General features: G+C 61.9%; 19 protein-coding genes. 10 read left to right on the top strand and 9 right to left on the bottom strand.

From position 1 onward, the window contains the following. The first annotated feature begins 19 nt into the window (after positions 1-19). Both ACSFA8_RS19710 and ACSFA8_RS19705 read left to right on the top strand, forming a co-directional pair. The gene (locus tag ACSFA8_RS19710) at positions 20-514 is read left to right on the top strand and encodes a (2Fe-2S)-binding protein (RefSeq protein WP_435481170.1); all 495 of its coding nucleotides are present in this window, start codon (positions 20-22) and stop codon (positions 512-514) included. 1 nt (position 515) lies between these two features. Next, positions 516-2,708, top strand: coding sequence for a xanthine dehydrogenase family protein molybdopterin-binding subunit (locus ACSFA8_RS19705; RefSeq protein WP_435481169.1), 2,193 nt, complete (start codon positions 516-518; stop codon positions 2,706-2,708). A 259-nt stretch (positions 2,709-2,967) separates the two neighbouring features. Here the strand turns inward: ACSFA8_RS19705 and ACSFA8_RS19700 are convergent, their stop codons facing one another. Together ACSFA8_RS19700 and ACSFA8_RS19695 are read right to left on the bottom strand one after the other, a co-directional pair. After that, the gene (locus ACSFA8_RS19700; RefSeq protein ID WP_435481168.1) at positions 2,968-3,687 is read right to left on the bottom strand and encodes a hypothetical protein; all 720 of its coding nucleotides are present in this window, start codon (positions 3,685-3,687) and stop codon (positions 2,968-2,970) included. Further along, positions 3,684-4,643 (bottom strand): alpha/beta fold hydrolase, encoded by a 960-nt coding sequence (locus ACSFA8_RS19695; protein WP_435481167.1) that lies wholly within the window; start codon positions 4,641-4,643, stop codon positions 3,684-3,686. Before ACSFA8_RS19695 ends, ACSFA8_RS19700 begins: the two co-directional genes overlap by 4 nt. Positions 4,644-5,251: 608 nt before the next feature. On the opposite strand from ACSFA8_RS19695, the gene ACSFA8_RS19690 reads away from it, so the two are divergent. Then, a complete protein-coding gene (locus ACSFA8_RS19690; protein ID WP_435481166.1) occupies positions 5,252-5,512 on the top strand; it encodes a hypothetical protein in 261 nt (86 codons plus the stop codon). A gap of 116 nt (positions 5,513-5,628) precedes the next feature. Then, complete coding sequence (locus ACSFA8_RS19685; protein ID WP_435481165.1) at positions 5,629-6,369, top strand: response regulator; 741 nt, start codon at positions 5,629-5,631, stop codon at positions 6,367-6,369. A gap of 57 nt (positions 6,370-6,426) precedes the next feature. Here ACSFA8_RS19685 and ACSFA8_RS19680 read toward each other — a convergent pair whose 3' ends face one another. Continuing rightward, on the bottom strand, positions 6,427-7,101 hold the full coding sequence (locus ACSFA8_RS19680; protein WP_435481302.1) for a response regulator transcription factor: 675 nt from the start codon (positions 7,099-7,101) through the stop codon (positions 6,427-6,429). A gap of 33 nt (positions 7,102-7,134) precedes the next feature. Continuing rightward, entirely contained in the window at positions 7,135-7,506 is a 372-nt protein-coding gene (locus ACSFA8_RS19675) for a response regulator (protein WP_435481164.1), read from the bottom strand. A gap of 394 nt (positions 7,507-7,900) precedes the next feature. Between ACSFA8_RS19675 and ACSFA8_RS19670 the strand changes: the two genes are divergently transcribed. Beyond that, positions 7,901-9,193 (top strand): ATP-binding protein, encoded by a 1,293-nt coding sequence (locus ACSFA8_RS19670; protein WP_435481301.1) that lies wholly within the window; start codon positions 7,901-7,903, stop codon positions 9,191-9,193. Here the strand turns inward: ACSFA8_RS19670 and ACSFA8_RS19665 are convergent. From ACSFA8_RS19665 to ACSFA8_RS19655, 3 genes are all read right to left on the bottom strand, one after another. Further along, complete coding sequence (locus ACSFA8_RS19665; protein WP_435481163.1) at positions 9,184-10,050, bottom strand: sensor histidine kinase; 867 nt, start codon at positions 10,048-10,050, stop codon at positions 9,184-9,186. The genes ACSFA8_RS19670 and ACSFA8_RS19665 overlap by 10 nt on opposite strands. Before the next feature lie 194 nt (positions 10,051-10,244). Beyond that, a complete protein-coding gene (locus ACSFA8_RS19660) occupies positions 10,245-12,020 on the bottom strand; it encodes a cytochrome c biogenesis protein DipZ (RefSeq protein WP_435481162.1) in 1,776 nt (591 codons plus the stop codon). 126 nt (positions 12,021-12,146) lie between these two features. Continuing rightward, a complete protein-coding gene (locus ACSFA8_RS19655) occupies positions 12,147-13,727 on the bottom strand; it encodes a phospholipase D family protein (protein ID WP_435481161.1) in 1,581 nt (526 codons plus the stop codon). A gap of 220 nt (positions 13,728-13,947) precedes the next feature. Between ACSFA8_RS19655 and ACSFA8_RS19650 the strand changes: the two genes are divergently transcribed. Next, entirely contained in the window at positions 13,948-14,517 is a 570-nt protein-coding gene (locus ACSFA8_RS19650) for a thioredoxin family protein (RefSeq protein ID WP_435481300.1), read from the top strand. Between the two features lie 426 nt (positions 14,518-14,943). On the opposite strand, the gene ACSFA8_RS19645 is transcribed toward ACSFA8_RS19650, so the two are convergent. Both ACSFA8_RS19645 and ACSFA8_RS19640 read right to left on the bottom strand, forming a co-directional pair. After that, positions 14,944-15,363, bottom strand: coding sequence for an organic hydroperoxide resistance protein (locus ACSFA8_RS19645; protein WP_435481160.1), 420 nt, complete (start codon positions 15,361-15,363; stop codon positions 14,944-14,946). A gap of 71 nt (positions 15,364-15,434) precedes the next feature. Next, positions 15,435-15,899 (bottom strand): DUF6130 family protein, encoded by a 465-nt coding sequence (locus tag ACSFA8_RS19640; protein WP_435481159.1) that lies wholly within the window; start codon positions 15,897-15,899, stop codon positions 15,435-15,437. Positions 15,900-16,385: 486 nt separating this feature from the next. On the opposite strand from ACSFA8_RS19640, the gene ACSFA8_RS19635 reads away from it, so the two are divergent. From ACSFA8_RS19635 to ACSFA8_RS19620, 4 genes are all read left to right on the top strand, one after another. Further along, positions 16,386-17,444 carry an alpha/beta fold hydrolase gene (locus ACSFA8_RS19635; protein WP_435481158.1) on the top strand — a complete coding sequence of 353 codons (1,059 nt, stop codon included), beginning with the start codon at positions 16,386-16,388 and terminating at the stop codon, positions 17,442-17,444. An 87-nt stretch (positions 17,445-17,531) separates the two neighbouring features. After that, positions 17,532-18,029 carry a hypothetical protein gene (locus ACSFA8_RS19630; protein ID WP_435481157.1) on the top strand — a complete coding sequence of 166 codons (498 nt, stop codon included), beginning with the start codon at positions 17,532-17,534 and terminating at the stop codon, positions 18,027-18,029. A gap of 253 nt (positions 18,030-18,282) precedes the next feature. After that, entirely contained in the window at positions 18,283-19,644 is a 1,362-nt protein-coding gene (locus tag ACSFA8_RS19625; RefSeq protein WP_435481156.1) for an epoxide hydrolase family protein, read from the top strand. Positions 19,645-20,103: 459 nt separating this feature from the next. Then, positions 20,104-20,487: a helicase SNF2 gene (locus ACSFA8_RS19620; RefSeq protein WP_435481155.1), complete on the top strand. Its 384-nt coding sequence runs from the start codon at positions 20,104-20,106 to the stop codon at positions 20,485-20,487. Positions 20,488-20,527 lie beyond the last annotated feature (40 nt).

Raw genomic sequence — 20,527 nt, 5'->3', positions numbered from 1 at the left:
CCTGCCACGGAGAAATGTGATGATCACTCTCAGCGTCAACGGAAAGAACCGCGCGATCGATGTTCCCGGCGACATGCCCTTGCTGTGGACTCTGCGGGACGTCCTGGGTATGACGGGCACCAAGTTCGGATGCGGCCTGGGACTGTGCGGCGCATGCACCATACACATCGACGGGCGGCCGACCCGGTCCTGCCTCACGGCAGTCTCGGCGGCGGTAGGCAAGAAGATCACCACGATCGAAGCGATCGGTACCACGCCCGCGGGCAAGAAGATCCAGGCGGCCTGGCTCGCATTGGACGTGCCGCAATGCGGTTACTGTCAATCGGGCCAGATCATGTCGGCCTGCACGCTGCTAGCGACCAATCCGAAGCCCAGCGACTCCGACATCGACGCTGCGATGGCTGGAAATATTTGCCGATGCGGCACTTACCCGCGCATTCGCGCTGCCATCCATCAGGCAGCCGGCGTGGCCAAAGCCGCTCTGTCCCATCGCGCCACCGTGACGGAGGCGTGAGATGAGCTCCGAGCTGATCGATACCCCGATCATTGCATTGGCTTCGCGCCGCAGATTTCTAGCGGTCACCGCCACCGGCGCGTCCAGCGCGCTCGGCGGGGGAATGCTGCTCGGCTTCGGCCTGCCCGCACGCGGCGAGGTACGAGACAGCCTGACCACGAGCGCAGCGTTCGCGCCGAACGCCTTTCTGCGAATCGATCGCGCCGGCATGGTCACGTTCGTGATGCCCGTCATCGAAATGGGGCAAGGAACCTACACCTCGATTCCGATGCTGATCGCAGAGGAACTCGAGGTCGATGTAGACAAGGTCGCGATCGAGCATTCGCCGCCCGACGACAGTATCTATGTGAACCCGTTGATCGGCGTGCAGATGACAGGGGGCTCGACCGCCATCCGCGGCACCTATGTGCCGTTGCGCCGCGCGGGCGCAACGGCCCTCGTCATGCTCGTGACGGCAGCGGCTCAGCGCTGGGGCGTCGATCCGTCGACCTGCCGTGCGCAGAATGGCGAGGTCGTGCACGGTCCCACCGGCCGCCGGCTCGGCTACGGCAGGCTCGTGGATGCGGCTGCGAAGCTGCCGGTACCGGAGAAGGTGGCGCTGAAGGAGCCAGGTGACTTCAAGCTGATCGGGACGCCGCATCGGCGCCTGGACACCGCTGGCAAGGTCAATGGAATCGCGAAGTTCGGCATCGACAGCCGCCTTCCCGGCATGAAATTCGCTGTCGTGAGCGCGTCGCCGACCTTCGGCGGCAAGCTCGTCTCGGTGGATGAGCCGAAGGCGATGGCCGTACCGGGTGTGACCCAGGTCGTCAGGCTCGACGATGCGGTGGCGATCGTGGCTCGTCATACGTGGGCTGCGAAGCAGGGCCTCGCCGCCGCCGATCCGCAGTGGGATGCAGGGCCGAACGCGAGGCTTTCGACGGCGGACATCTCGGCACAACTCGCCTCGGCGTCGGAAAAGCCGGGGGTGGTCGCGCGTCACGATGGCGATGCCGCCGCGATCATGGCGCGAGCGGCCCGAAGAGTTGATGCCGTCTACGAGCAGCCCTTCCTCGCGCACGCGGCAATGGAGCCGATGAACTGCACGGTGCAAATGACCAAAGACGCTTGCGACATCTGGGTTGGCACGCAGGTTCCGGGTCTGACGCAAGCAGCCGTGATGAAGATGACGGGCCTGAAACGCGAACAAGTCCGCGTCCACAATCATCTGCTCGGCGGTGGCTTCGGCCGCCGCCTGGAGTTCGACGGCACGGTTCGGGCCGTACAGATCGCCCAGCATGTTCAGGGGCCCGTGCAGCTGATCTGGACCCGCGAAGAGGACATCCAGCACGACATGTACCGCCCGTACTACTACGACCGCCTGAGCGCGGGCTTGGATGCGGACGGCAAGACAGTCACGTGGTCGCATCGCATCGTTGGCTCGTCCATCATTGCGCGCTACTCCCCCGCATGGATCAAGGACGGCATCGATCCCGACGCAGTTGATGGCTCGGCGAACCAGCCCTACGGGATCGACAACATCCACGTCGACTGGGTCGCGCTGGAGCCCCCCGGCATTCCAACGGCGTTCTGGCGTGGCGTGGGCGTGACACGCGGGACGTTCGCGGTCGAGAGCTTCGTGGATGAACTGGCAGCCGACGCAAAGCAGGATCCACTCGCCTATCGCGTGGCCATGCTCGACAAGAACCCGCGCGCGAAGACTGTGCTGCAACTCGCCGCAGAGCAAGCCGGCTGGGGCAAGCCGCTGCCAGCGGGGCAAGCCCGCGGCATCGCACTTTGCACGGGCTTCGGCAGCTACATCGCGCAGGTCGTCCAGGTCAGCACCGACAAGGATGGCACCGTTGTGCCGATGCAGGCGTGGTGCGTCGTCGATTGCGGCATCGTGGTGAATCCCGACACGGTTCGCGCCCAGATGGAAAGTGGCATCGTGTTCGGCCTGTCCGCTGCGCTGCATGGCGAGATCACGATCAAGAACGGCCGCGTCGAGCAGACCAACTTTGGCGATTACCGGGTGCTACGCATCAACGAGATCCCGCAAATCGACGTGCACATAGTCAAGAGCCTGGAAGCGCCCGGCGGCATCGGTGAGCCCGGCACTTCGTGCGTGATGCCGGCCTTGACTAACGCAATCTTCGCCGCCAGCGGCAAGCGAATCCGCAAGCTGCCGGTCGCTGGGCAGTTGCGGGCAGTGTAGAGACGCTCCAGGCAACCCGACCACCATGGACGTTCTTTCCAAAACGGAGAATCATCGGAGGAAGAGCCTCGGAAGCCCGGAGGCCAGGCCCATCGTGTTCGTGGTCGACGACGACATCTGGGCGCGCTAGGCCCCCACCACACTGCTCAAGGCCCGCAACCGGGTCATGCTCGGGCTGGAGTGAGTCGCCGACTTCGCCTTCCCAAGACCCTTTGGATCTGGACGCGATCGCCCATGAGCCCAGCGGTTCGATCAAGCGTCACGTTGCGACAATGTTGTGGAAATCGATTGAGACGGCGAGTAGATCTCGCATCGGCGAACCATCGGGCGCGCGTCCGTACACACGCCGCTTTGTAGGTACGACAAGGCCAGAAAACGTTTTGGGGTCCAAAGCATAGTTGGCTGCTGGCGTGCCGCCCAGAACGTCGGCGCTGTAGTCATGCCTCGAAAGGATGCCAGCCTTGTTGAAGTAAAACGTCTGTTCGGTACCGTGACTGGGAACATCCGCGGGGAACGTGACATGCAGGCGTCGCCATTCATCATCGCCTTCCCTCCAGGGCTCGATCTCCTCTGCTTTGAAGCCTGGCATCCTGAGAAGAAACGGCATCGTGAGATAGGTCCACATCGCGTATCCGCTGAAGTAGATCAGATGCAGGTTGTCCCACTGAGTCTCTCGCACGTGAGTGGCGAACGCAGCACGCGGGTTCTCCCGACTCTCCAACACTGACCCGTCCTCCAGTTCAATCGCTACGCGGTTGGGCTCGTAGATACCCTTCTTTCCTGCATCCAGGAAAGGGGTGAAGACCGTGCGTTGCCGACGACAATCTATTTCCACCTGAACGTGATCTAGTATCCCGACCTTCCCTTTAAGAGGCCAGAGCCCTCCGCCGACCGAGACCTGGGCGGTCAACTTCTTGAGATCCTTCCAGCGTTCCCACCCGCCATGGGCATCGATCGCAATATCCAATAGGGCCGTCATGTCCGTCCCTCTTTTGTAGTTTGCGCTTGAATCTCCGCGATAGCTCGCTTGGGATCCTGCAAATGCGGATAGTGTCCAACGCCGGGAAGGACAGTCAATCCCACCCGAGCCCTCCGGGCGAGTTCGATTCCCATCTCTTTCGTGATGTAAAAATCCTTCTCGCCCCAGATGATTTTTACGGGCGTCTTGAGCTTGGCCAGATTCTTCTCGAAATACGCCTGATCTGCCGTGAAGTGTGAATAGTAGTAATAGAACGCATCTGCTGAAGTCAGGTGGCCTTGAGTCCAGCCCCGAGCCAGGTCGTCCTTGAATTCCTGCGATATCTCAAACTTCTCGTCTTTGGAAAGGCCTCTCGTGAACACGTTCTCCAGGATCTCGTCCCTGTTCTTGTTCATGGCGGCGTTCACCACATCAGAAGAAGGCTTGGACTTCAGTGCTTGCAGGTAGTCAACCATGTACTGCGGCCTGTCAAAGGGGGCGAAATCGCCCACGATGATCGCTTTTGCGATCGTCGGCTCATCGAGGGCAAGAAGGAGTGCTGGCAAGGCGCCGATGTCCGTTGCGTAGATGATCAGGCTCGACGTGTCGATTTCAGACTTTTCGATATACGCCTTGAGAACGCGCGCATAGTCCATGGGTGCATAAGAGAATTTGTCTGCGGATGGCCTCGATGAAAGACCAAATCCCGGCCAGTCGAAGGCGTGGACTTCGTAGTCTCTCGAGAGGTCCGGCCACATATCCTTCCACGCATAAAGAGTCTCAGGGAAGCCATGCAACAGGAGCACAGTCCCCTTTGGCTTCGAGTTGTGGACGACCGCCCTCCTCAGCGTGATGCCCGCATTCAATTCTATGAAGCCGACTTGCGCTTGCGGCTTCTTTTCTTGGATGTTCTGGTGTCCGCAACCTAGCAACGCCAAGAGGCAGAGTGCAAAAGCCGCGGTAAGAAGTTTCTTCATGAGCGAATGCGGCATGGCTTGCCCTTTCGAGGTTCAGAAGACGCTGGATGTGACGACGACGCCGCAGAGAATGAACGACACAGCGGCGATTGCCGCCAAAGTTTGAGGAAATTCGATAAGTGAGTGGAATTGTCCGCTGGCATCAAAGCGCCGAGAGAGACTGCGTATACCTCTGTATCTGCTCGATCTCTCAACACAATACGTTTCATGCTGGTCCTTTTGAACGCGAGCGCTGAAAAACTAACGCTTGCAAGATGCCGCACGACACCATCGTCTACAGCCGCCACCATCTCGTCACCAGATGCGATCCCTCCCGTCGAGCGAAAGGCATCCTCGAGGGCTAGAAGACGGTCATCCCCAAACGCGGGGCTGACTGCCGGAATTCGTCGTGCCGGAAAAGTGTCGGGCGACCGGGGTGTGAGCCCGCGGTTCGGTTCGCGTGGAGTAGTGGCTCAAGATCAGCCCCTTGGTAGTTGAGTCGCCGGTACTCTTCGCCGCGCTGGCGGCAGTACATAGGTATCGACCGACACCAACGTCCGATGGACTCGGCACCGAGCCTGGAGTCTCATGGCATTGGCACAACAGGACGTGCAATAGCGAGGATCACCATGACGACTCACGATTTCGACAACACTGAAACCTTCACCCGGAACGGTCATGGGGCTATCGCGCTGACCGCAGCCTGGACTGACCTCGGCAGCCGGGTCATGGTGAGTCTTGCTGGATTCGCCGTCGGACGAGTGCTCCTTCATCTGCTCGCCACCACAGGCGATCGCTGTTTCATCTTTCACAGCGCTGGCATTCTCAGGGAGATACCTTGGGGCGTGAAAGCCGTGGCGCTGTTTCGCCGCGGCGGCCACGCCATATGACTCACAGCGCAACACAATGTCGCTTCCTGCATGCCAGATACATGCGCATACAAGGAGATCAACCTGGCACGCCATGTGATCTACAGTAACCCCTCGAGCACTTCCGAATCACCGCCATGATGACAAGGCCTTCCGATCACATCCTCATCGTCGACGACGACCGAGAGATCCGCGAGTTGCTCACCACCTACCTCGTCAAGAACGGTCTGCGTGTGGTCGCGGTTCCGACCGGGCGTCACATGCGAGCCGCTCTCGAGGAGTCCGGTCCCTTCGATCTGATCATCCTGGACCTGATGTTGCCGGGTGAGGACGGACTGACACTTTGCCGCGATCTCCGAACCGGCAAGTACAAGGCCACGCCCATCCTGATGCTGACGGCGCGCAGCGAAGAAGCTGACCGGATCCTCGGCCTTGAGATGGGGGCCGACGACTACCTGGCCAAGCCTTTCGCTGCGCGAGAGCTGCTCGCTCGATTGCGCGCGGTGATGCGCCGGACGCGAATGCTGCCGCCGAACATGCTGTCCACAGAGGCCGCCCACAAGCTCGCCTTCGGCGAATGGCAGGTGGACACGAACGCACGCCATCTGCTCGATGCCGACGGCGTGATGGTTGCCTTGAGCGGCGCCGAGTACCGGTTACTTCGCGCTTTTCTCGACCACCCGCACAAGGTGTTGAGCCGGGACCAGTTGCTGAGTCTCACCCAGGGTCGGGAAGCAGAGCTTTTCGAGCGGTCGATCGACCTGTTGATCAGCCGGCTGCGCCAGCGGCTCCGAGACGACGCACGCTATCCCCGCTACATCAAGACGGTACGGAGCGAAGGCTATGTCTTTGCGTCGACTGTGGAGCCCAAGGACTGAAATGCCGACGCTGGCCTGAGAAGGCGCCTCGACCTTTGTTCGCCGCCGCCCCACAGATCAACCCTTGCCTGCCGTGGCGAGACCGAGGTCCGCCGCCATGTTCACCAGGTCCGGCAGAGAGTCGGCCATCATCTTCCGCATCATGCTGCCTCGGTGTGCTTTCACCGTGATCTCGCTGATGTTGAGTTCCCATCCCACTTGCTTGTTCAGCAGGCCGGACACGACCAACGCCATGACTTCGCGTTCGCGGCGACTAAGTGAAGCATGTCGTTCCCGGAGCACGTCAATTCTTGCCTCGTCATCCATCTCAGTACGGTGGCGGTCGATCGCAATCCGCACGGCGTTCAGCAGCACTTCAGCGGAGAAAGGCTTGGTCAAGAACTCGAGTGCGCCCGCCTTCATGGCTTGGACCGTCATGGGAATGCCACCATAGCCCGTGATGAAAATAACCGGCAGGTCGACCCGGTCACCAGCGATGCGCCGCTGAAGTTCAAGGCCGTTGAGACCGGGAAGATTGACGTCCAGCACCAGACAACCCGGGGCAAGGCGCCGTGGCCGTGCCAGGAACTCCTGCGCCGACGCGAATATCTCCGGCTCCCAGCCCTCGAGGCGAAACAGTGGATCGAGCGATTCGCGCACAGAGACGTCGTCATCCACAACGTACACGATGGGCGTGGCATGCGAAATGGGCGACGGTCGCGAATCGCCGGCCGGTGTTCTCCTCGAAGTCATCGTCATCTCCGATCTGCGGAGCTTAGTGGTGGCTCAGCGCACCTGAAGCGCCGCCTTGAGCGCCTCGAGCAATGCCGCCTCGCTGAACGGCTTGAACAGGCAGTCCACAGCACCTTGCGCAATCAGCCGCGCACGGACGGCCTCCTCGCGCTGGGCAGTAATGAAAACGATTGGAATCTCTTGCTGACGAGCCGTCAATTCCCGTTTTAGCTCAGGGCCTGTCATGCCCGGCATGGCGACATCCAGGAGCAGGCAGTTGGTGTGTTCGATTTGATCGGAGGCAAGAAACTCTTCTGCGCAGGTGAAGACCGCCACCCTGAGGCCGAACTCCCTGAGCAGGTCGGGAAGGGATTCGCGCACGGATTCGTCGTCGTCGACGACTGAAACGAGTGGGCCTGGGACCATCACGTCCCTCCCAGCCAGGGAATCCGCCGCGGCGGCAGCGCACCAGCCGTTGGGTCGAGCTCGTTGTCCATTTCAGTCCTTTCGCGCCGGCCAGAACCCAAGGATGCAACAAACGAGGGCGACATGTAACCCGTACTTTGGTGTCGGCTGCCGCCGCTGCGTCACTTCCGACAAGTGGCACACAATGACTGCGTTGGCCCATGCGGTAATCTTCCATGTCGCAGTTGCAGCGCAACACACTGGGATACACCCAAGTCGCCTAGCGGCGACAGCAGGGCCTATAAGCCATTCCATGAATGTTTCCGACATCGGTCCCCCGGCCCCGACCGGGCCGGCAAAGCTAGGCGCGCCCGTCGGCCCGGCCGCCCGACTGGAGGGCGCCCTTCGCCGACTCATGCCCGGCACCCTGTTTTCTCGCGTGACGCTGATCATCGTGATCGGATTGACGATCGCGCAGCTGCTGACTTTTGCGGCAATCCGCTATGAACGCGGCATCGCGATGCGCGAGTTGATGATGAATGGACTTGAGCGAGACATCGCAAGCTCGGTAGCGATCCTCGACCGCCTGCCCGCCGCCGATCGGGAGGGCTGGCTGAGCCGACTCGAACGGCGCAATTACCGCTTCGCACTCGGCGGGAGCGTCACAGGTGCGGCGCCTGAATCTCCACCGCTGAAGGAGTTCGCCGCCGCGATCGTCCAGGCAGTGCATCCGTTCGAGGTCGTGAAGGTGGCGTTGGCCACCGATCCGGCTGAAGAACTTCAGATCCAGATCAGGCTCAGCGACGGCAGCCCGGTGGTGGTCGACGCGCGGCGAGTCGGCATGCCGGTCTCCAACTGGGTCGTCTGGGTGCTTGCGGCACAGCTCGCCGTCCTTGCCATCTGTGGCTGGCTCGCGGTCCGACTGGTCACACGACCACTTGCGCGGCTCGCTGCTGCGGCCGATGGCCTTGGCCCCGACCTCATGGCTCGCGAACTCGGGGTAGACGGGCCGACCGAAGTGGCGCATGCCGCGCGCGCGTTCAATGCGATGCAGCGCCGCATCGCTGGCTACATGGCGGAGCGCGTGGAGATCCTGGCGGCTATCTCGCACGACCTCCAGACGCCTATCACCCGCATGCGGCTGCGAACCGAAATGATGGACAACGAACAGGATCAGCTCAAGTTTCGCCAGGATCTCGACGCCATGAATGCGCTGGTCAGGGAAGGCGTCACCTACGCAAGAACCCTCCACGGCACCAAGGAGCCGGCTTGCCGGATCGATGCCGATGCGCTCCTGGAAAGCATGGTCGCGGACTACGAGGATTCCGGCCAGGCCGTGGTGCTCGAGGGCCGGATCGGCGAACCGGTCATGACGCGGCCCCACGCACTGCGCCGGATTCTGACGAACCTTATCGACAACGCCTTGAAGTTCGGAAGCGAGGTGCGCCTGCGAACGCTCGTCGAGCCCGGTCGGCTCGTGATCTCGATACTGGACAACGGGCCTGGAATACCAGCCGACCAGTTAGAGGCTGTCCTCAAGCCTTTCTATCGAGTGGAGAATTCGCGCAACCGGGGCACCGGCGGCACCGGCCTGGGCCTGGCCATCGCGCATCAACTCGCCGCGGCAATAAAAGCAGAACTGAAACTGTCCAACCGCAGCGAAGGCGGGCTCGAAGCCCGACTGACAATCGATACGCATCACCCGTGAAGTGGCATCGAAAGGCTTGCGGCAAGACCGCCTCCAGGCCGATTCGACAATTTGAGTCGAGCCCCCATCGAGGACGCCAGCTGTTTCGCGATTGCCAGGCCGAGGCCAGTGCCCGCAGCCGACTGCCGAGCAGGGCCTTCGAGACGATAGAAGGGCTGCATCACGGCATCGAGTTCGCTTTCCGGAATTCCCGGGCCGCGGTCGAGCACGCAGATCTCGATGTCCGCCTGGCGATCGACTTGCACGGTGAGCTCGACCACATTGTCAAACTTGAGCGCGTTGTCGGCCAGATTGGTCACGATGCGGCGCAGCGCCAGCGGCAGGACGCCGACCGGACGCCCGACCTGGCCGACCACGTTGACGGTATGGCCGGCGTCCTGGTAATCGCAGCGCAGGCTGTCAAGAAGCGCGTCGAGGTCGATCCGGCGCGGACTCTCCTTGATCCCATGCAAGGTGCGCGCATAGGTCAGTGCCTCACTTACCAATGCAACCATCTGCTCGAGGTCATCCACCAGCTTGCCGCGTTGCTCCTGGTCGCCCATCATTTCTGCGCGCAAACGCATCCGGGAAATCGGTGTCTGCAGATCGTGAGCGATCGTGGCCAAGACCCGGTTTCTCTCGGCCAGGCATCCAGCGATCCGGTTCTGCATCTCAATGAAGGCCGCGTGAGCGCGCCGCGCCTCCTGCGAGCCCCGTACCGGTGACGCCGTGCTCTCCAGATCCGGTCGCCACGATTGCGCTGCGTTGGCAAGGCGCCGCAGCGACTGGTTCGCGCGCCGCAAGGCAAGGAAACTCCCGATCGCAAGCAGCGCCAGCAGCAGGACCAGCACTGCAGGAAGCCATTGAGAGATGTTCATTGCGCGCTCCAATCCTGTTCCGGCATCGCGCTTCTCGAGGCTCCCAGCCACCGGATGCGATGCGCGGACACGATCTGAACGCAAACCCGGCCTGGAGGCCATTGGACGAAGGTGTCGCTTGGTGAGGCTGCGCGTGGACCGATACCAAAGAACCAAGCCCTACTGCTCAACGTCCCCGGCAACACCGCACCCGCTCAGCCGAAGGTGAATACATAAGCCTGGGCGCCGGGATCTGCGAACTCGATCTCGAACAGGCGCGCCCCCTGCTCCCTGGTTTGGCGCACCAACTGGTACAGCCTCTGGACATCGATCGTTCCGCGACCTTGAGCGTCGACATCGGCGCCGTGGTCGGCCAGCGGAGGCTTGCCATCCACCAGCACCTTGAAGCGCACCGGCTTTCCGTCGGCCGCCGGGCCCAACACCATGTGAAGGTCGCGCGCCTCGAAGCGATAGGCGATGCGTCCGTCGGCACCGCTGGCCACTGCACGCTCGCGCTCAACCTTCCAATCGCCTTGGAGCGACCATTGGTCCGTCTTGAGTGAAGCAGCAGCCTGATAGCGATGCACGCCGTCGCTCGCGATGCCTCCGCGCGGCACGAAGTTGCGCGTCCGCTCATAGCCGAGGTAGGTCTCCTGCGACAGTGCAGGCGATGGTGCTGGTGCGGCCTGGGCGCCTTGGCCGACCGGCGCGACCAACTCACGTGGCACGGCATCCTTGCCCGCCTCCGCGAGAAGCTGCTGGATGATCTGCTCCGATCGGGCATATTGGCCTTCACCAAACTGGTGATGTCGTATGCGCCCCTTCGCATCGACGAAATAGAACGCCGGCCAGTACTGGTTACCGAAGGCGCGCCAGATCGCTAAATCGCTGTCGACGGCGACCGGAAAGTCGATCCCCAGGTCCCTGACGGCCCGATGCACGTTAGAGGAGCGCTTCTCGAAGGCAAACTCTGGCGAGTGGACGCCGATGACCACCAGTCCGGCGTCTTTGTACTTCTGCGCCCAGGCACGAACATACGGCAAGGTCCGCAGGCAGTTGATGCAGGAGTAGGTCCAGAAATCGATCAGCACCACCTTGCCGCGCAAGCCCTCCCGACTGAGCGCCGGCGAAGCGATCCATTCCGTTGCACCTTCGAGCGACGGCAGGACTCTCTCGGTCGCCAGGGCGGGCGCAGGGCGGACTCCGGCCACCTTCATGAGGGATTCATCGGTGTCGCTGCCGATGCTGGGCGGCAAGGTTGCAGGCATCCGCAGGCCGCTGCGTTCGAGGATGCGCGTCTCGAGCCCCGAGGTGGTCGCCAGCGAAAGTTGGCTCAGCACCCCGGTGTCCAGGCCCAGTGCAATTGCGCCGACGCCCGCCAGCACTGCCACGCCGGCTGCGCGACGCACCCAGTCGCCGACGGGCAGAGAGCGCTTCAGGAGCCCAATCAGCCGACCGCCGAAAAGCAATGCCAGTGCCAGCGAGGTTCCGGCGCCCGCCGCGTACGCCAGCAGAAGAAGGGACGTGCCCGCACTGGCGCCGTTGAGCGCCGCGCCGGTCAGGATCAGGCCGAGAATCGGGCCTGCGCACGGCGCCCAGAGCAATCCCGTTCCGACGCCCAACAAGAGCGGCGAGAAGATGGCCCCTCGCCCGGACGAGGACGAGGATTTCGACAGTCGAAGTCCGAGCGCCACCAGCGGCCTGGTGAGCCGGTCTGCAAGGCCAGGCAACAGCAACGTGACACCGAACAAGGCGAGCACCGCGATCGCCGCGTAGCGGCCGTACGCGTTGAGCTCGACCACCCAGCCGCCGCCGACCGCCGCCAGCGAGGCGATGGCGGCGAACGAAACCGCCATGCCAATCAACAGGGGCAGTCCGTGCGAGCGAAAGGGCTGATCGGCGCGGGCGAACACGAATGGCAGCACCGGCAGAATGCAGGGGCTCAGGATGGTCAGCACACCACCCAGATAGGCAGCTATCAAGAAAAGCATGGTCGTCGATCCACAGGGCATGCGGGGTGTCGCATGGACTGGGTTATAGGCTCCGAAATCGCTGCAGCCGCACCTTGTGTACGCTTGCGTATCCGGAATGCCGGAACACACACTTCCTTTCGTTTCTCACAGCAGCGACTCGGGCACGAATGGCGCGACCAGGGGGATATAGAGCCGTTGCAAGTACGTGGTTTCAGGTTCCGTCGTGAGCACGACCTCCTTGCCGTCGTCGTGGGTCAACCATTCCAGATCGCCCGTCCCCGGCGCGAGCCGCAGCCGGTACGAATTCTGGAGCTTGCTGATGCTGAGGATCCGCAGCGTCTCCGAAGCGAGTTCGGGACTGTCGACGACGATCCCCATCTCGGTGTTCTGCGTGGCCGATCTCGGATCGAGATTCATGGACCCGATGAAGACCTGGCGGCGATCGATCGTCACCATCTTGGCGTGCAATCGCCCCAACGAGGCTCCGAACTCGCCGAAACGCAGGTTGGCCATGGTCTTTGCAGGACTGAGTTCATAGAGTTCCACGCCGCTGACCAGCAGGCGCTTTCGATAGCGCACGTAGGCCGTATGGACCAGCGGAACGTCGTTGGCGGCGAGCGAATTGGTCAGCAGCGTCAGCTTGACCTTCTGCCCGGCAAGTTCATTGAGAATTTCCATGCCCCGCTCGCCCGGCACCAGATAGGGCGAGGTCAGCGCCACATCGCTCCTCGCATCGCGGATCAGGCGCCAGACTTTCATGGTGACGCTGCTTGCGAGAGCTTCCGCGGCGGACATGGTGCGCGGCTTGGAGGGCGGATCAGCGATCACCCGCGCCTCACCCCACAGGAAGCCGATGCGTCCGTCGTCAAGTTCCTCCGCAATGGGGCCGTAGCCCAGGATGTCCGAAGGTGGCAACATCAGCTGTGGAGCGGGCATCTCCATGCCAATCCAGCGGTCGAATTCCTCCGCACCGGCTTGCGGGCTGCCTTCGAGCGCCACGATGTCGGCGATGGACCAGACCTCTTCGCTGTTCCAGAAGGCGTCGAAGACCGCCTCCAACTGCGGTACGACCTTGCCGACGACCAGCGCGTCCATGTCGATGAAGTTGTGCGCCTCGGCGAGCACGAAGTAGTCGTCCGCGATGTTGCGACCGCCCACCACCGCCATCGATCCGTCGGCAACCAGGAGCTTGTTGTGCATGCGATGGTTGAGTCGGCCGATCTCGTGCGGCGAGGCGGCGAAGCGCGACAAAAAGCCGCCGCGGCCACAGCAGAACGGGTTGTACAGCCGGACCTCGACGTTAGGCACGCGCGAGAGCGCCAGAAGGGACTGCTGGCTCTTAGTCGTGTAGAGGTCATCCACCAGAAGGCGCACCTTGACGCCGCGCGCCGCGGCCGCGCGCAGGGCTCGCATCAGAAGCCGCCCCGTGGCGTCGCTTTCGAAGTGGTAGTACTGGACCAAGAGGGTTCGCTGAGCACGCGCCGAAAGCTGTATTCGGGCGTCCAGCGAATAGACGCCCAACGGCATGAGCCTGAAGCCCGAATGCTCTCCGGGCGGCGTGGAAGCCGCGGCGATCCGCGCCAGAGCGGTGGAGGGATCAGATGGGCCAGCCGCGTCAGCCGCCCGGTCACGCGCAGGCGGTAGGGAACCGCAAGCGCACAGGGCGGCCAGCGCCATCGACAGCGCCGCGCGCATCAGGAGTGAAGTAGCGTGGCGGAAGTGCATGAATCGTCTTGTAGACCTGCGAGAGCCGATCGCACCCCACCTTGTACCTCCATGTATCCAGCGGTGCCGGGCACACACTAAGTTGCGAGCCGCCGCTCGGACTTTGAATCCGATCGTGTCGACATCGGCGCACGGTACGAAGCCGTACATCCCAGCGCATCGCCGGAGGATCCCGGGTTTAAAAACAAGCTTCTCCAATCCAAACCAATGAGTGAACATCATGCGCATTCGATCCAACGTCATCGTCCCCAGCTTCCTGGTCGCCGCCGCCTTCGCCGCCGCCGGGGCGCTTTCTTACGCCGCGCCACCGGCTGGCAACGTCAGTTCAATCGAGGCATCAAGGCGGGCGCCGGAGTTCCAGGGCATCGACACGTGGCTGAACTCCAAACCACTGGCCCTCGACCAACTGCGCGGCAAGGTCGTACTGGTGGACTTCTGGACCTACACCTGCATCAACTGTCTCAACCATCTTCCATCCGTTCAAGCCTGGCATGAGAAGTACAAGGACCAAGGCCTCGTGGTGGTCGGCGTGCACACACCGGAGTTCGCCTACGAAAAGAGCACCCGCAACGTCCAGGCGGCCATCAACCGGCTGCAAATCAAGCATGCCGTGGCGCAAGACAACAGCTACGCCACCTGGAAGGCCTACGGCAACAGCTATTGGCCCGCCGTGTACCTGATCGACAAGCAGGGCCGCATCGTCTACTCGCATTTCGGCGAGGGAAGCTATGGCACGACCGAGAAGAAGATCCAGCAGCTTCTGGCCGAGGAACCACCGGTCGGGTCATGACATGAAGAGACTGCTTCTCTCGCTTTTATTCCTGGCGGGCGGCGTGGCTCACGAGTTGCGCAACCCGGTGAGCTGCCAGTGCATTTCGGCTCGCCAGGTAACCGGGCCGGGCCCCGGCAGGCGCCGGCGGGGCATCCCGTCTAATCGGTCTTGAGAACTCAGCCCTTCGGCGGCGCGCTCGACCCGCGCGTCATCCATGCCACGGCATTCCGCAGGATTGGCGAGACCAACAACACAATTGCTCCTGTTCTCGCTGCCCCGCCCTTGGCCATCATGGTGACGTCGAGTCGGTCTTCAGGCACAACCCCCATGTGAACAACGGCCGGTGTGTTGTCGCTTCCCGCTCAAACGCCTGCGCGAGATGGTTGATGCAGTCGACCGGATGGAAGTAGCCGAGCCTCCGTTGACCGCTCGCCGCCCCACCGCTCAGGCGAGGTTGATCGACACATCGATGTTGCCGCGCGTGGCCTTCGAGTAGGGGCAGGTCTGGTGTGCCGCATCCACCAGCGCCCGCGAGACCGCCCGGTCGATACCAGGCATCGAGACGTTCAGGCGGGCCTGCAGCGAGTAGCCATCGTCACCGAGCGCGAGATCGACCTCGGTGTCGACGGCGAGATTTGGGGGCAGAGTCACCTTCATGGCCTGGGCTGCCTTGCCTATCGCGCCGATGAAACAGGCGGACCAGCCTGCTGCAAACAGTTGCTCGGGGTTCGTGCCTGTACCGGTCGAGCCGGGCGTCGACAATTGGACCTTCAGGCGGCCATCGTCGCTGCGCGACTCGCCGTTGTGACGACCGCCTGTGGTGTGGGTCTTGGCGGTGTAGACGATCTTGTTGATCTGTGACATGGTTTACTTTCTTTGGGTGGTTGAGAAGAGGTTGGGTTGAGGGTTGGGAAGGCGTCGCGTGGGGGCGCTAGTCAATGCGTGTGGGACGGGGTCGGTGCTCGCTCCGGAACCTTCACAGCAATCGTTTCGCTGGTCAGGATCCTGTGCGTCGGATCGGCGATTTCAATCAGCATCTTGTGCACGCCCGGCGTCAGACCGACCACAATGATGGGATCTCCACTGGTGTGAGCCCAAGTCCCCGGCTTGTCGTCGACCGTGACGTGGAGGTGACCAACACGCGGCGATACGCCACGGGCGGCCTCGCCGAAGATCGGAATGATCCGCACGTTCTCTGTCCGGTACTGGACGATGACCACCCCGCGAGCCAGAGGCTCGGGCAACGGGGGATACACGACGAGCTTCGCGTCCGCTTCTGATGCAAGCGGAATGACTGCCGCTGGACGGCCTATGTCCGGCGCGGTCTGCGCGGCGGCTGGTAGCGATGTGAGGGCAAGCGCAGCGAGCGAGACGGCCGCGGCAATGCGAGCAAGCTTCATGAAGGTCTCCGTCGAGTTCGATGGGAATTGGGATGGCGACGGCGGAATTCTGTGACGGAACCGGGGCGCTGCCGAAGGGCTCGTATGTTTCTGTATCAGCCCGTGAAATCAAAACAATACGTTTCATTGCGGGGTGCGTGGGCGAAGGCCCAGTGGAATCAAAGACCACACTGATGTCGCGTCGAGATCCCATCCAGGACAACAAACTCCTATTCAAGGTACCGGAGCACTGAGATGGCTCCCACAGCGCAGCCGCGACCGCCCCATCGGCACACACTCAGCCGCAAAGGCTGCTTGGCCGGGACCTCTGTCGGAAGAAGTCCAGAGGCGACACCTTCGTCCAATCGACAACTACGTCGTCGTTTGATGTGATGCGCTATGCGGCGATGGCGTAGCAAAAGAACCCGTCGACAACGCGAAAGGCCTCTCGCTTCCGCCGAACAGCATCTCACGTATCGCAGGACCTCTGACCTCGAGGAGCTATCAATGTCCAACCCATCCAACTTGCCCCGTCGGTCGTTCCTGGGAGCCACGGCGATCGGCGTCGCCGCTTCTCAGCTCGTCGCGAGAATGCCCGCCTTCGCCCAGTCTGCCGGCTTGCCCAATCCGCCGGGACCTGCGAATACACGCCGCGCTGCGTCGAAGCAACGCCTCGAGCCGGTCAAGAGCATCGACGCCGGCGTACTCAACGTGGGCTACTTCGAAGCTGGCCCTGCCAATGGCCCACCCGTAGTTCTTCTGCACGGCTGGCCGTACGACATTCACACCTATGTCGACGTTGCGCCCATGCTGGCTGCAGCCGGCTTCCGGGTGATCGTTCCGCATCTGCGCGGATACGGCACAACCCGATTCCTTTCCAGCGACACGGTCCGCAACGGCCAGCAAGCGGCCGTCGCCGTGGACATGATCGCCTTGATGGATGCGCTTCAGATCGAGAAGGCCACCGTCGCTGGGTGCGACTGGGGCGCACGGACGGCCTGCATCATGGCCGCACTGTGGCCAGCACGCGTGAACGCGCTGGTGTCGGTCAGCGGCTATCTGATCGGCAGCCAGGAAGCCGGCAAGATGCCGTTGTCGCCGCAAGCCGAGCTGCAATGGTGGTACCAGTACTACTTTGCGACGGAGCGCGGCCGTACGGGTTACGACCAGAACCGACACGATTTCGCCAAGCTGATCTGGCAGATCGCCTCGCCGAAATGGGCTTTCGATAGCGCCACATTCGATCGCAGCGCAGTGGCCCTCGACAATGCCGATCACGTGAGCATCGTGATTCACAACTACCGCTGGCGCCTCGGCCTGGCGGAGGGCGAGACGAGGTATCTCGATCTCGAGGCGCGGCTGGCAAAAGCTCCGGTCATCGCCGTACCGACCATCACGCTCGAAGGCGATGCCAACGGCGCACCCCATCCCGAACCCAGCGTCTACGCCAAGAAGTTCTCTGGGCCCTACGAGCATCGACACATCAAGGGTGGCATTGGCCACAACCTGCCTCAGGAAGCTCCTGAAGCCTTCGCAGCTGCCGTTCTGGATGCAACACGTCTTTGAGCCCGTTGAGCGGGAACCCGAAGGCGACAGCCACGAGGAATCCACGTCCGCACCGATCGCGAGCTTGCGATCCAAACAGGAGCCGTCATGAGTGAATACGCCGTGCGTTCCGCAAAACATTTTCCTACTCCCTTCCTGCAGCGTTCGTTACCTTCGCGTCCCTGCGCGCCTGCGCTGTTTCAGGCGTCGGGCGTCCGTCAGTACCGCGAAATGGAAAACGCCTTCCGTGCAAGCGGAGGCATCGTGAGCTCGGATGAAGTTGTCACATTGCTCATCAGGCATACAGATCAGCCCATCTCGCAACTGGCGCGCTGGATCGTGGACCATGATGTACTGAGTTTTCGTTGGGAATCGCGCACCATGCTCCCGCTGTTCCAGTTCGACCTGTCAAGCATGACCATTCGCCCATCCGTCACGGCAGTGATCGGCGAGCTGGTTCCTGCACTAGGCGATTGGGACGTCTCCATCTGGTTCGCCCACTCGAACGCGTGGCTTGCTGGCACTGCGCCAGTCGATGTCCTCGAGCGCGATCTGCGTTCGGTAATCGATGCTGCCAGGGCCGAACGATACCTGCTGTGTGGTTGACACCGACCCTCAAATCGGGCGACGAAGATGCAGAGCACTGATGCATTTGCCATAACGCATCAGGTGACAGTAGCTGCTCCCGAACATGGCACATCGACCTGATGGATGCAATGCTGAAACGCGAAGCTCGCGAACTTGCTAAGGCTGTCAAAAACGACACCATTGGACAATAGGCTCAACCCAATAAGTCTGGTGTGATCACCTCCGCGTCCAAACATCCGAGCTGCTCCAACGTCTGCAAGGAGAAACCATCATGACTCGCCCAAACTCAGCATCCGAAGGCGCTGCCCTCCACGTCGCGAGCGAAAGCGGCTTTGCTCAGACCCTCCCGCGGCGTCGATTCTCTACTTTCATCGGTGCTGCAGCCGTTTTAGGTATTCCAGTTCTCGCTTCCTCAAGTCCTGCCCAGAGGCGCGCGTTTGATGCAGACACCGCAGTTCGCACCTACCGTGTCGCGATTCCGGAAGCCGCAGTCGCCGACCTCCGTCGGCGCATTGCCGCGACCAGGTGGCCTGACAAAGAGACGGTCAATGATCAGTCGCAAGGAGCGCAGCTTGCTGAGCTCCAGGGGCTTGTTCGATACTGGGGGACCGGCTACAGATGGCGCAAGGCCGAAGCGAAACTGAATGCGCTACCCCAGTTCATGACCAACATTGAAGGGGTGGACATCCACTTCATTCACGTCCGCTCTCGACATCAAGGCGCGACCCCATTGATCATCGCCCATGGTTGGCCAGGTTCGATCTTTGAGCAGATCAAACTTATCGGTCCGCTTACCGACCCAACCAAGTATGGAGGAAGAGCAGAGGACGCCTTCGACGTCGTGATTCCTTCCTTGCCAGGTTTTGGCTTCTCCGGGCGGCCGACCGAAGCGGGTTGGGGGTTAGAGCGCATGGGCAAGGCGTTTGATATTCTGATGAAGCGAGTGGGTTACACGCGTTACGTTGCGCAGGGAGGCGACTGGGGAGCGGGCATCGTTCAGGCGATGGGTCGGCAGGGCCCTGAAGGATTGCTCGGCATTCACACCAATCTACCGGCAGCCATTCCCGATGAAGTAGGACCTACGCTTGGAGGCGCACCCGCACCAACGGGACTCTCGGAGCAGGAACGCATTTCTGTTGACGCATTGAGATCGTTCATCAAGAGTGGAAACTTGACCTACGTCGCGATGATGACCGCACGACCGCAGGGCGTCAGTTATGGCCACACTGATTCACCCGCTGGCCTCGCTGGATTCATGCTCGTACATCCGGGATTTGAGCATTGGGCGTACGGAAAGGATCCCAACCAACTGCCGACGAGAGATGACGTACTCGACAACTTCTCGCTGTATTGGCTGACGAACAGCGCTGCCTCGGCCGCGAGGATCTATTGGGAGAATCGCGGCCGGAGCCTCACTAGCTCAAGCTCGCAGATGACGGCCGACATCAAGGTGCCGGTTGCCATCACTGTATTTCCGGATGAGGTCTACAAACCTCCGAAGACGTGGGCCCAGCGAGCTTTCCGGGATCTAATCTACTTCAACGAAGTCGACAGAGGCGGGCATTTCGCGGCTTGGGAACACCCAGAACTCTTCGCGGCGGAACTGCGTGCGGCGTTTCGATCACTGCGATAGCTCCCGGTCTGTAGCAACGTAGATTGGCCGCTGTTCACGCTGAAAGCGGGCGATCTTGCCTCCCGCATTTTAGTCAAGGTGACTTTAGCTTCAATCCGAGTGGGGACCCGTCTCGATGCCGTCCGTCATCTGCGCCATGGCGTTTCTGGCATCGGTGTTCGTCACTGTCGATAGATTCGTCCCGCACTGGCTCTATGCCGCGGACTTGAATGGAGAGGCAGAGAGCACCATGCGACTCCAATGCCAGGAGTGGACGTCATTTGGCATTGCCCACGACTCAAGCGATTGGCCAATGTGAAAAGTAATGTCGCGGATGTCGGCGGAGATACAAGAACGTACAGCAATCGGATCCGAAGCAGGTGGCACGCCCAACAATCCACCTGTCTGTCTCTAGCAATGCAACGCAGACGGCGCATCCATCCACCATTGCCCGATCTTCCTCCATCCGAAAGAAACCTCATGAAGACCTCTACCCTCCTGACCGCCACCGCCATCTCGACCCTGCTTGCTTTCAGCGCCAGTGCCGAGCAGTACCAGGGCGTGCTCACACCCCAATCCACCTCCAGCCGCGCCGAAATGCGCAGCGAGGCCGTGCGCGCCGCACGCAGCGCCGATCCCTATCGCGAAGGCGCATCGACTGGCCCTGCCAGCGCCATTCCGAGTCGGCGCGATCGGGCCACCATTCGTTCGGAAGCACTCGCCTCCGCCATCGCAGGCAACATCTACTCCGACGGATCTTTCGCCGGCGTGGCGCCCTCCTCCACCGGCAAGATCGACCGCGAGGCCGTTCGTGCCCAGGCGCGCGCAACCGCTGCGCGCGGCATCACCGAAGGCACGCTGTAGTTGACCGGCGTCATCGAACAAAGCAAAGCCTCCGAACCCT

It is taken from the genome of Variovorax nitratireducens, from assembly GCF_051216545.1.
Taxonomy (GTDB): Bacteria; Pseudomonadota; Gammaproteobacteria; order Burkholderiales; family Burkholderiaceae_C; genus Variovorax.
Note: the sequence above shows the minus strand (reverse complement) of the source record. Positions and strands in the feature narration are given on the sequence as shown.